This is a genomic window from Halorubrum sp. PV6 (assembly GCF_003990725.2).
GTDB lineage: Archaea > Halobacteriota > Halobacteria > Halobacteriales > Haloferacaceae > Halorubrum.
On sequence record NZ_CP030064.1, the window covers coordinates 900,294 to 911,809 of the forward strand.

Sequence of the window (11,516 nt, forward strand, 5' to 3'; positions counted from 1 at the left end):
GACCGGACGACACCCCTTACAGCCACGGCGCTCTGGAGTCGTCGTCCGCGAACGGGTCCGTGTCGTCGATGTCGTCGGAGTCGGACGGGTCGCCGCCGGCGATCACCGCCACGTCGTCGTCGACGATCGCTCCCGGCGCGGTCGGGGCGTCGAGCGGCGGCTCGATCGCGTCCGCGTCGTCGTCACCCCGGTCGCCGTCGTCGGCGCGGTCACCGTCGTCGGCCGCTTCGTCGGCCGTCATGCCGGCGTCGTCGGGGTCGTCGCCGTCCTCGTCGGCGGCGTCCTCCTCCGCCCCGGCGTTCGGGTCGTAGGCGAACAGGGTCGTCACGGCGAGGACCGCGAGCGCGATGGGCGCTTCGGTCTGCATGAGATCGAAGGGGCCGAGCAGGATCGGCAGCGCGAGCACGCCGAGCGCGACCGCCGAGCCGAACCGGAACCGGTCGATGTCGACCCGGCCGCGGAGGTGCGGCGAGAGCAACGCGATCGACAGCGCGAACGCGACGCCGACGCCGGCCGCGGCGGCGCCGTTAACCACGTACTCCGGCGACATCCTGATCTGGAACCCGGCCGGCTGGAAGCTCGCGACGAGCCCCAGCGAGATGATGACGCCGGGGCTCGGCAGGAACTCGCCGATCTCCGAACTCGCCGTCTTGGCGGCGATAGTGAGGATCACCAGCCCGGCGAATCGCTCGAAGACCGGGAGGTTCAGGAACTCCTTGAACGTGGGCGCGAAGGCGGCCTCGACCGCGGCGAGCGGGATGATGATCGCGCCGATAAGCAGGACCGAGCCGACCATCTCCCGGCGGCTGCCGTCCATCTCCGCGAGGATCACCGCCGCCGTCGCCGAGCCGCCGAAGATGAGAATACCGGTCTCGACGACGCCCGTCGCGGTCGTCAGGACGCCGGCGACCACTAACGCGGGGAAGATGCCGTCGACGAGCGGCAACACCATCACCGTCGCGAGCAGCTTCGTCGCGCTGCCCACGCGCTGTTCCAGCCGCAGGGCGACCGGATGGCGAGAGACGCTCATTCAGGGACGATGCCCCTGACCGACGGGTACACGGTAGGAAGCGGGCGACCCGCGATAGCCGAGGGCCCGGCGTACGGAGTCGAATCCGCGAGCGGCCCGACGAGCCCATGTAAAGCGTTTGCGCGAATTGCCGGCTGTAAAGCGGGCGCCGAGACGGAGCGTCGGCTGGCCGGCGATACGCGCGTTCACGGGACTGTCGGAGTCCATATATGATATATCTGTTTCGGTCGCGTTAAAGGTTGTGTGAGACGTGCCCGCACGGAACGAGAGATTTGTCGGCAATGTCGGTGTCTCGCCGTCGAAACGCCGAGTGAACCGCGACAGAACTGAGGATCTTCAGGAACACGCCCGTTCGGACGACCGATTGCCGTCCGGTCGTCAACTCTTACGACGCCGCCCGGTCGCCAACCCTCACGGCATCGCCCAGTCATCAACTCTCACGTCGGAGCCGGCGACTGGCGCGGCTCCCGGTCGAACGCCACCGTCTCACCGCCACATGTTGCGTGGTGCTACCGATCTCTCTGCGTCCGTTCGGTCTACCTCCAACTACCGATCCACGTTAGTGTACATCGAGTGGGTACGGGTGACAACGACGTACACGTCCGTGCTGACTCGCAACGCTTTTCATCGGCCACTCACGACGATTTATATGGCGACAGACTCCGATCGATTCTCGGCCAAACTCGATGTCCCGGAAGCGCTGACGTTCGACGACGTACTGTTAAAACCCAAAGAGAGCCGCGTCGAGCCCGACGACGCGGACCTCTCCTCGCGCGTCTCGAAGAACGTCGAACTCACCGTCCCCGTCCTCTCGGCGGCGATGGACACGGTCACGGAGAGCGAACTCGCGATTGCGATGGCCCGCGAGGGCGGTCTCGGCGTCCTCCACCGCAACATGACCATCGAGGAGACCGCCGCCGAGGTCGAGCGCGTCAAGCGCGCGCACGAGCTCGTCATCCGCCGCGAAGACGTCGTGACCGTCTCGCCTGACGACACCGTCCGCGAGGCCGACGAGCGGATGGAGCGTCAGGGCGTCTCCGGCGCGCCGGTCGTCGACGGCGACGACGCGGTCTTGGGGATCATCTCGGGGACCGACATCCGTCCGTACCTGGAGGTCGGCGAGGACGACGCCGTCCGCGAGGCCATGACCGACGAAGTGATCACGGCCCCGGAGGGCGTCGACGCCCGCGAGGCGTTAGAGCTGATGTACGACCACAAGATCGAGCGCGTCCCCCTCGTCGACGAGGATGACGGGCTCGTCGGGCTCGTCACGATGCAGGGCATCCTCCAGCGGCGCGAACACGAGAACGCCGCCCGCGACGAGGCCGGGCGCCTGCTCGCCGGCGTCGCCGTCGGCCCGTTCGAGGAGGAGCGCGCCGTCGCGGCCGACGAGGCCAACGTCGACGTGATCTTCATCGACTGTGCACACGCCCACAACCTGAACGTCCTCGACTCGGCGCGCGCGATCAAAGAGACCGTCGACGCCGACGTCGTCGTCGGCAACGTCGGGACCCGAGCGGCCGCCGAGGCCGCCGTCGACTTCGCCGACGGGCTGAAGGTGGGCATTGGCCCCGGTTCGATCTGTACGACCCGCGTGGTGAGCGGCGCGGGGATGCCGCAGATGACGGCCGTCTCGCAGGTCGCCGACGTGGCCGCCGAGGCGGGCGTTCCGGTGATCGCGGACGGCGGCATTCGCTACTCCGGTGACGCCATCAAGGCGCTCGCCGCGGGCGCGAACGCGGTCATGCTCGGCTCGTACTTCGCCGGCACCGACGAGGCGCCGGGGCGGGTCATCACCATGCAGGGAAAAAAGTACAAACAGTACCGCGGGATGGGCTCGGTCGGCGCGATGAAGTCGGGCGGCGGCGACCGCTACCTCAAAGAGGAGGACGAAGACGAGGAGTTCGTTCCCGAGGGCGTCGAAGCGGCGACCCCGTATAAAGGCAGCCTCGCGTCCGAACTCCACCAGCTCACCGGCGGCGTCTGCTCCGGGATGGGGTACGTCGGCGCCGAGACGGTGCCGGAGCTCCACGAGCGCGCCGAGTTCGTTCGCGTCTCCAGCGCAGGGCAGAGCGAGAGCCACCCGCACGACGTGATGATCACGGACGAGGCGCCGAACTACAGTCCGGGCGAGTGATCGCCCGCGCCGGCCGGTGTTCGACACCGGCGGCGCGGCCCGGAAGAGGTATTTTAATATACTCCGCGAAGAGACGATACCTGTGAGCGAAAACGTCGTCGCTCCGGTCATCCATGAGTGAGTTACCGCCGCTGGTCCTCGTGGTTGAGGACGAACCTGACCTGGCCGACCTGTACGCCGCGTGGCTCGGCGACGAGTACCGCGTCCGGACCGCGTACGGCGGGCAAGAGGCGCTCGACGAGGTCGACGCTGCCGAAGATACAGTCGATGCGATCCTGCTAGACCGGCGTATGCCCGGCCTCTCCGGGGACGAGGTCCTCGCCGCCGTCCGCGAGCGCGGCCTCGACTGCCGCGTTGCGATGGTGACGGCGGTCGAACCCGACTTCGACATTCTGAGCATGGGCTTCGACGATTACCTCGTGAAGCCGGTCACCAGCGACACCCTCCGCGAGACGGTCGAGGGGCTACTCCGCCGCGGGGAGTACGACACCGAGATGCAGGAGCTGTTCTCGCTGACCTCGAAGAAGGCCATGCTGGAGACGGAAAAGAACGCGACCGAACTCGCCGACAACGAGGAGTACCAGCGGCTCACCGACCGGATCGCCGAGATCAGGTCGCAGGCCGACGAGTCGCTGGAGGCGGTAACCGAGGAAGACGACGACTTCGAGAAGCTGTTCCAGGACTTCGACACGGACCACGACATCGACATGGACCTCGACGCCAACGGCGCGGACCCCGACGACGCGTAACCGTCCGCGCGCGACTTTTTAAGTGCGGTCCGCCCGAACTCGCGACCGTATGCGCGTAGGTGACCTCCCGCTCTCGGAGCGATTCGTCGACCACTTCACCGAGCGGGGGATCCGCGACCTGTACCCGCCGCAGGCGGCCGCCGTCGACGCCGGCGTCTGCGCGGGCGAGAACGTCGTCGCGGCGATCCCGACCGCCTCCGGCAAGACGTTCATCGCCGAACTCGCCTTGCTGACCGCCGACGGGCCCGGACTGTACGTCTGCCCGCTCCGGGCGCTCGCCCGCGAGAAGTACGAGACGTTCGCGGCGCTCCCAGGCGTCGACGCCGCCATCTCGACGGGCGATTTCGACGCGTCGGGTGAGTCGCTCGCGGGCAACGACGTGGTCGTCGCGACGAGCGAGAAGGTCGACTCCGCGATCCGCAACGGCGCCGCGTGGGTCGACGACCTCGCCTGCGTCGCCGTCGACGAGGTCCACCTCCTCGGTGCGGAACGGCGCGGCCCGACTCTCGAAGTGACGCTGTCGACGCTCCGTCGTCGGAACCCGGACCTGCAGGTCGTCGCGCTGTCGGCGACCGTCGACAACCCGGAGGCGATAGCCGAGTGGCTGGACGCGACGCTGGTGGAGTCCGACTGGCGCCCCGTCGACCTCCGAACCGGGGTCGCCGTCGACGGCGACGTGTCCTTCGACGACGGGACGACCCTCTCCGTCGACCTCGGCGAGGCCGCTGGCGGCTCGGGAGCGGACGGCGACGACTCTTCCGATGATCCCCCCGACGACACCGACGTCACGGCCGCCCTCGTCGCCGACGCGGTCGACCGGGGCGGCCAGTGTCTCGCGTTCGTCCGGTCCCGGACCGAGGCGGTCGCGCTCGCGGAGCGGCTCGCGGCCGACGGGCTCGCAGAGCGGCTCGGGGTGGCGTCCGCCGCCGCGGCCGCGGCAGACGAGGCCGCCGGGGTAGACGGCACCGCGACGGGCCAACAGCTCGCCGACTGCCTCCGGTCGGGGGTGGCGTTCCACCACGCCGGGCTCCGGGCGGGACACCGAGCGGTCGTTGAGGAGGCGTTCCGCGACCGCGAACTCGCCTGCATCTGTGCGACGCCGACGCTCGCGGCCGGAGTCAACGTCCCGGCCCGACGCGTGGTGGTCCGCGACCAGAAGCGGTACGCGGGGTCGGCGATGGAGTGGCTCCCGACGCTCGAGGTTCACCAGATGTGCGGGCGCGCCGGGCGTCCGGGACTAGACCCCCACGGCGAGGCCGCCCTCGTCGGGAACGAAGACGTGCGAGCCGAACTCGTGGAGCGATATCTCGACGGCGAGCCGGAGGCGGTCGAGTCGACGCTCGCCGACCCGGCGTCGCTGCGGACGCACGTCCTCTCGGCGGTCGCGACCGGCTTCGCGGAGACGGAGGCCGAGATCCTCGACGTGTTCGAAGGGACCTTCTACGCCCGCGAGGCCGGCGCCGGCGGACTGGCCGACGCCGTCGCCGTCGCGGTCGACGACCTCGTGGCGGCCGACTTGGTGAGCCGCGAGACCGGCGGCGTCGACTCGTACCGCCTCGCCGCCACGCCCATCGGCAAGACGACCTCAAAGCAGTACGTCAGACCTGAGACCGCGTCGCGGATCGTCTCCGGGCTCCGGACGGCCGCGGCGATGCCGAACGCGACGACGCTCACCGCGTTCGAGGTGGTCTGTGACACGCCGGACATGCAGGACACCTACCTCGGCAACGCCGAGCGCGCCGAGATGTACCGGTTTGCACGGGCGAACGCGGGACTGCTGACCACGGCGATGGACGAGACCGACGACTTCGAGGAGTGGTTAGAGTCGGTGAAGACGGCGCGCATCCTCAACGAGTGGATCGAGGGCGCCACCGTCGAGACGCTCGTCGAGTCGTACCGGATCGGGCCGGGCGACTTGGACTCGCGCGTCGAACGCGCCGAGTGGCTGTTGAGCGCGGCCGCGGCGCTCGCCGAGACGATAGGCGTCAGCGTCCCGGCGGTCACGAGAGCGCGCTCACGGCTGTGACTGCGCGACGAAGCGAATTCAGTTAAAAGACCGACTCGGCTCAGTCCGCGGGTTCGACCGCTCGGTGGAACGGCGTCCGGGAGATGGTCTGCCGGAGTTCGGCGAGAGAGTCGCGACCGGCGTCCCCGGCGACGGCCATCACCGCGAACACCTCCTGTCGCGAGATTTTCACGCCGGTCTCGGTGAGGGCGTCTTCCGGGCGAGAGCTGAGTTCGCGGAGCGTGCCGACCGCGAGCAGGTACGGGACGGTCCACGCCTCCATCGTGTTCCCGTTCGAGAGCGGCATCGTCTCCAAGTACGCCTGCGCGTCGTCGAGGAACGACCGGGCGTACTCGGCGGTCCGCCCCACGACGCGGGCGGACGACTCGCGGTTCTCCGGGTGGACGACCTGCTCCTGTTCGACCCCCTCGTCGGCGAGCCACTCGGCGGGGAGGTAGACGTTGTTCTCCTCCGTGTAGTCGTCGTACACGTCCTTCGAGACGTTCACGAGCTGGAGGAGGAGCCCGAACTCCTCGGCGGTGTCGCGCAGCCGTCGCGCCCGGTCCTCGCCCACGTCGCCGCGGGTGAGCAGGTTCGTGATGAGGTTCCCGACCGTGCCGGCGGCGTAGTAGCAGTACTGCTCTAACTCGTCGCGGTCGTCGATCCGGAGCCCGCCCTCGGTGGCGTGTCTGTCGACGAACATCGCCATCCCGTCGACCATCTCCAAGACGGGCGGGACGATAGCCGCCTGCGCCTCGTCGTCGAACTCCGCGAACGTGGCCACGATGGTCGGCGCCTCGGCGACGACCTCCCAGTCGTCGTTGCGCGCTTCGGGCTCCGGGAGCCACTCGTCGACCGCCTCGCGAAACGCGCCGATATCGAGGTCCGCGTCGGGGTCGATCGCGCGTCGGTACGTCCGCAGCACGTCGCTTTGCGCTTCAGGGGGGATGTGTCCGGCGTCCTCGACGGTGTCGGCGACACGACAGAGAAGATATCCCACACAGATGTGCGAGGCCATCGGCTCCTCTAGCACGTCGACCGTCAGCGCGAAGGTCCGAGAAACGCCCTGAACCGCCTCGTGACACCACGAAAGGTCTGGCTCAGCGGGACCGTATGCTCGTCCGCTCATTCAGTTACCGTCACTTACGGCACAAGACGTAAAAAGCCTCGTGGAACGAGTGACGCGTTCGAGAGCCACAGTCGGCCCCGCACCTCAGATCGTCGCCACTACCACACCGCGGTCACAGCGTCCCGCGCGGAGACGACCGGCCTCGAACCGACGCGCCCCTGAAACGCCGCCCCCGTGTACATTCGTGTAGAAACCGATAAGTCGTCGTGCCCGAACGCTTCGGTATGGATTTTACCCTCTCCGAAGAGCAGCGCCAGATCCGCGACATGGTGGCCGAGTTCGTCGACGAGGAGGTCGTGCCGCGCGCCGCCGACATCGACAAAACCGACGAGTTCCCCGCGGACCTCATCGACGAGATGGCGGAGTTGGGGCTCATGGGGATGCCGTTCCCCGTCGAGTACGAGGGCGCCGGCCTCGACTACCACAGCTACGCCATCGGGCTCGCGGAGATCGCGCGCGGCTCCGGCGGCCTCGGGACCGTGGTCGCCGCCCACACGTCGCTCGCGGGGAACATGCTGTACGAGTTCGGCGACGAGCCCCAAAAGGAGACGTACCTCACCGCGCTCAACACCGGCGAGGACATCGGCGCGTTCGCACTCTCGGAGGCGGAGGCCGGCTCCGACGTGCCCGCCATGTCGACCACCGCCGAGCGCGACGGCGACGGCTACCTGATCGACGGCAGCAAACTCTGGATCTCCAACGGCTCCGTCGCCGACACGGTTACGCTGTTCGCGAAGACGGACCCCGACGCGGGCCGGAAGGGCATCTCCTCGTTCGTCGTCCGCCCCGAGGAGGACGACGGGTTCATCGTGGAGGGGACGGAGGACAAGCTCGGCGACAAGGGGTGTCCGACGGCCGAACTCCGCTTCGACGACATGTGGATCCCCGAAGCGCGTCGCCTCGGCGATGAGGGCGAGGGGTTCGTTCAGGCGCTGAAGACCCTGAACGGCGGCCGCATCACCATCGCGGCGCGCTCGGTCGGCATCGCGCGAGCCGCGCTCGACGAGGCGAAGTCGTACGCGCAGGACCGCGAGCAGTTCGATCACGCCATCGCCGACTTCCAAGCGATCCAGCACAAGCTCGCGGACATGGACACCAAGGCCCGCGCCGCCGAGCTGCTGATGCACGAGGCCGCAGACCTGAAGATGCGCGACGAGGACTACATCAAGGAGGCCGCGCAGGCGAAGCTGTACGCCTCCGAGATATCGCGTGAGGTCGCCAACGAGGGCATCCAGATTCACGGCGGCTACGGGTACACGAAGGACTTCCCCGCAGAGCGGTTCTACCGCGACGCGAAGCTCTCGGAGATTTACGAGGGGACGAGCGAGGTCCTGCGGAACACCATCGCCCAACAGCTCCTCGACGAGTAGCGGAGCACGGGCGGCGCGGGCGGCTACGTCTCGCTGCCGGTCGAGCCGGAGCGCGGTTCGTCGTTGTTCTCGGCGGTCGCATCGTCGGTAGACGGTTCGTCGTCGCTCGCGTCGCCGTCTGTTGTGTCGCCGGTAGGCGCTTCCTCGTCGATCGCTTCCTCGTCGCTCGTGTCACCGTCGCTTTCCTCGGTTTCGGTCGCGCCGTCTTCGACCGCGACCGCATCGCCCTCGCGCTGGTCGATATCGTGGATGTCCGAGGGGTACCGGTCCACCGCGTAGTCGCCCGTATCCACCAGTTCGGCCGGCTCGGAGTAGTCGCGGTCGCTTACGGAGAAGTTGGGACGGATCACGCCGTCGTCCGGCGGTTCCGGGGGTGTAGAGTCGGCGGTCGCGCTCTCGCCCGACTCGCTCGCTCCCTCGGCGTCCTCGTCTGCCGCGTCGGCGTCCCCCTCGAACCACTCGAACGGGTCCCGTGCCGCGCGGTGGTCCGCGACGGCGACGCGGAGCCGCTCCCGGAGCGTCTCGCGGAGGTCGACCGCCTCGTCGGTCGCGAAGTCGACCGCGGCGGCGTCGTTGCCGGCGATCGAACTGCTGCCCGCGGTGTCCGCCACGATGGTCGCCACGTCCCAGCGACGCTGGAACACGGTCCGAGTGTCGATGACGTTCTGGATCCGATAGTAGGGCACGACCGTCACGGTACGGCTCCAGAACCCGTTCCGCGTGAGGAGGTGGTTCTCGCCGAGCCAGTAGCCGCGGTGTTTCCATTTATAATGCGCGGCCGGCGGCACGGCGAGCAGGAGCGCGACCGGGGCGTACCACGGCGCGCCGGCGTCGAAAAACCAGTTCACGCCGAACGCGACCCCGACGAGGACACCGATGAGGATCGCGTATCGAAACGCGTACCGCCACCGGATCCGCTTCGGCGGGCGGTCGAACTGCGGGTCGCCGAACGACTCGACCTCCCGCGCCAGTCGGAACACCCGGTCGGTCGTGGCGAGCGGGACGGCCGCCTGGCTCCCCTGCTCACCGCCCTGTCCGGGGGCGTAGCCCGCGGTCTCGATGGAGAGTGAGGCGTAGCCGAGCGCCCGCTTCGCCGGGTTGTCGGTGATCCGGAGCGCCTGCACCTTCTCGGTCGGGATCGAACCGCTGTACCGGCGGAACAGCCCGCGCTCGTACCGGAGTTCGTCGCCGGCGCGGGAGAGTCGGAACCCGTAGTAGTTCGAGAACGCGACCGCGGCGCCGAGCACCCACGAGACGAGGAAGAGCGCGCCGACGCCGACGATCGCGGTCGCGGTGAGCGCGACGGCCGAGGCGTCCGGAACGAAACTGGAGAGCACCGGCACCGACCCGGAGCTCAGGAACGCCAAGAGACCGATGAGGCGACCGTCGAACGAGAGCGCCCCGACCAACGCGAGCTCGCTCGGCGAGATGGCGAACAGCTCCTCCTCGTCGGGGCCGGCCTCGTCCGATCCGAAGTCGCCGCGATGTCCGGACTGACCCCCGGCCTCGCCGTCTGCGCCGACCGCCGCTCCCGGCTCGGACTCGCGCTCGCCGCCCGACCGCCCCCGGTTCGACGACTTGCGGCGCTGCACCTCGCGTTGGAGCCGGGTCGCTTCGTCGGGCGTGACGAAGCGGATGGAGCCCTCGGTGCTGGAGCCGCCGGCGGTCTCCAGATCCACCGCGGCGACGCCGATGGCTCGCTGGATCACGCCTCGGCTCACGTCGACGTTCTGGATCCGGCGGTAGGGGATCTCCCGTTCGCGCCGCGAGATCACCCCCGACGAGATGTCGAGCGTATCGTCGGTCAGTTCGTAGTCGAACCGCTGGTAGTACGCGACCTCGTAGCCGACGGCGACGAGGAGGACCACGGCGCCGACCCCGGTCGCGGCCGCGACGCCCCACGCCGGGTTGTTGTTCACGACGAAAAAGAGGACGACGACGACCCCGGACACCTTCTGTAGCGCGCGGTACGGGATCGACTGGGGCGCGAGTTTCACACCGCGTCCTCCCCGTCCGCGCGGATGGCGAGCCGTTTCAACTCCTCGCGGAGGTCGCTCGCGCCGGACGGCGTGAGCCCCGGAATCCGGACGTCCGCGCCGCGAGACCCGGCCGTGTACACCACACAGGAGGCGAGCCCCACGCCGCGCTCGACGGGACCGCGCCGGGAGTCGACGTGCTGGATGCGGACCAGCGGCACCGTCGTCCGGACCTGCGTGATGACGCCGCGGTCGAGGTACAGCGCGTCCTCGCGGATCTCGTAGCTCCAGCGTCGGTAGCGCGCGACCGCGTGTGCGACGCCGAGGACCAGTACGACCGCGCCGACGACCGCCGGCGCCCACGTCGGGAGCCGACCGAGGTACGCGCCGCCCGCAAACGGCACCGTCACCACCGCGGCGATGAGAACCGCGCGGAGGGCCCACACGATCTGCACGCGGGGGTGGAGCGCCTGTGCCGTCATCGGCGTCCCCCCGTCGAGCGTCCGATTGTCATGGATCTTCGTTGTCGGCGCCGACGTATAAGTCCGGGCGAAACGATGGACCGCTCAGGTGGGTGCGCTCGTCTGGCGGATCTCTTCCCGATCGTTCGGATCGCCTGATTCGGCGGGCGCTCCGTCGTCGTCACTCACTGTGAGAGGAGCCACCCGAACAGGAGCGGGGAGGCGAGCAGCGTGATCGGGACGGCGATCCACACCTGCCCCGCGAGTACGTTGTACTGCCCGAGCGTGACCGAGACCGGGGTCCCCTCGGCGTACCCGACGACGAACTCAAAGCCGACGGTGAGCACGGTCCAGAGAACCCCCACGAGGAGGAGTTCGACCGTCGCGTACTCGACGGGCGTCCACAGGAAGTACCCGAAGGAGATGAGGAGTATCGCAGCGACCAACAGCGCCGTGCTGACGACGTGTCCGGCGTACTCGCCGACGCGAGAGATCAGAACGGTTTCTCGGAAGACGCCGTTAGCGACCGCAACGACCGCCATCACCACCCAGACGGCCAGGGGGTACAAGAACGCGTGTGGCGTGATTGGTTCCGCTTCCAGCCCGAATAGAGTGCCCATACTGTCTTATCGTTTGAACGAAAAGAAAACGTTATCGAG

9 protein-coding genes are annotated in these 11,516 nt (G+C 68.7%); 4 read left to right on the forward strand and 5 right to left on the reverse strand.

Features of this window, described 5'->3' with window-relative positions:
- Positions 1-16: 16 nt before the first annotated feature.
- Positions 17-1,030: a DUF5794 domain-containing protein gene (locus tag DOS48_RS18325; protein ID WP_127117128.1), complete on the reverse strand. Its 1,014-nt coding sequence runs from the start codon at positions 1,028-1,030 to the stop codon at positions 17-19.
- 649 nt (positions 1,031-1,679) lie between these two features.
- On the opposite strand from DOS48_RS18325, the gene guaB reads away from it, so the two are divergent.
- The 3 genes from guaB to DOS48_RS18345 all read left to right on the forward strand — a co-directional run bounded on the left by guaB (position 1,680) and on the right by DOS48_RS18345 (position 5,942).
- On the forward strand, positions 1,680-3,167 hold the full coding sequence (guaB, locus tag DOS48_RS18335) for an IMP dehydrogenase (RefSeq protein WP_127117130.1): 1,488 nt from the start codon (positions 1,680-1,682) through the stop codon (positions 3,165-3,167).
- A 113-nt stretch (positions 3,168-3,280) separates the two neighbouring features.
- Positions 3,281-3,916, forward strand: coding sequence for a HalX domain-containing protein (locus tag DOS48_RS18340; RefSeq protein WP_127117131.1), 636 nt, complete (start codon positions 3,281-3,283; stop codon positions 3,914-3,916).
- Between the two features lie 49 nt (positions 3,917-3,965).
- A complete protein-coding gene (locus tag DOS48_RS18345; RefSeq protein ID WP_127117132.1) occupies positions 3,966-5,942 on the forward strand; it encodes a DEAD/DEAH box helicase in 1,977 nt (658 codons plus the stop codon).
- A 40-nt stretch (positions 5,943-5,982) separates the two neighbouring features.
- Here the strand turns inward: DOS48_RS18345 and DOS48_RS18350 are convergent, their stop codons facing one another.
- A complete protein-coding gene (locus DOS48_RS18350; RefSeq protein WP_127117133.1) occupies positions 5,983-7,050 on the reverse strand; it encodes a phytoene/squalene synthase family protein in 1,068 nt (355 codons plus the stop codon).
- 224 nt (positions 7,051-7,274) lie between these two features.
- Between DOS48_RS18350 and DOS48_RS18355 the strand changes: the two genes are divergently transcribed.
- The gene (locus DOS48_RS18355; RefSeq protein WP_127117134.1) at positions 7,275-8,420 is read left to right on the forward strand and encodes an acyl-CoA dehydrogenase family protein; all 1,146 of its coding nucleotides are present in this window, start codon (positions 7,275-7,277) and stop codon (positions 8,418-8,420) included.
- A gap of 23 nt (positions 8,421-8,443) precedes the next feature.
- Here the strand turns inward: DOS48_RS18355 and DOS48_RS18360 are convergent, their stop codons facing one another.
- From DOS48_RS18360 to DOS48_RS18370, 3 genes are all read right to left on the reverse strand, one after another.
- Positions 8,444-10,417: a PH domain-containing protein gene (locus DOS48_RS18360; protein ID WP_127117135.1), complete on the reverse strand. Its 1,974-nt coding sequence runs from the start codon at positions 10,415-10,417 to the stop codon at positions 8,444-8,446.
- A complete protein-coding gene (locus tag DOS48_RS18365) occupies positions 10,414-10,878 on the reverse strand; it encodes a PH domain-containing protein (RefSeq protein WP_127117136.1) in 465 nt (154 codons plus the stop codon). Before DOS48_RS18365 ends, DOS48_RS18360 begins: the two co-directional genes overlap by 4 nt.
- A gap of 164 nt (positions 10,879-11,042) precedes the next feature.
- Complete coding sequence (locus tag DOS48_RS18370) at positions 11,043-11,477, reverse strand: hypothetical protein (protein WP_127117137.1); 435 nt, start codon at positions 11,475-11,477, stop codon at positions 11,043-11,045.
- Positions 11,478-11,516: the final 39 nt, after the last annotated feature.

What these genes read in the sequence shown, in the direction of transcription:
- DOS48_RS18325 (WP_127117128.1), bottom strand. Translation starts at nt 1,030, where the DNA reads ATGAGCGTCTCTCGCCATCCGGTCGCCCTGCGGCTGGAACAGCGCGTG.
- guaB (WP_127117130.1), top strand. Translation starts at nt 1,680, where the DNA reads ATGGCGACAGACTCCGATCGATTCTCGGCCAAACTCGATGTCCCGGAA.
- DOS48_RS18340 (WP_127117131.1), top strand. Translation starts at nt 3,281, where the DNA reads ATGAGTGAGTTACCGCCGCTGGTCCTCGTGGTTGAGGACGAACCTGAC.
- DOS48_RS18345 (WP_127117132.1), top strand. Translation starts at nt 3,966, where the DNA reads ATGCGCGTAGGTGACCTCCCGCTCTCGGAGCGATTCGTCGACCACTTC.
- DOS48_RS18350 (WP_127117133.1), bottom strand. Translation starts at nt 7,050, where the DNA reads ATGAGCGGACGAGCATACGGTCCCGCTGAGCCAGACCTTTCGTGGTGT.
- DOS48_RS18355 (WP_127117134.1), top strand. Translation starts at nt 7,275, where the DNA reads ATGGATTTTACCCTCTCCGAAGAGCAGCGCCAGATCCGCGACATGGTG.
- DOS48_RS18365 (WP_127117136.1), bottom strand. Translation starts at nt 10,878, where the DNA reads ATGACGGCACAGGCGCTCCACCCCCGCGTGCAGATCGTGTGGGCCCTC.
- DOS48_RS18370 (WP_127117137.1), bottom strand. Translation starts at nt 11,477, where the DNA reads ATGGGCACTCTATTCGGGCTGGAAGCGGAACCAATCACGCCACACGCG.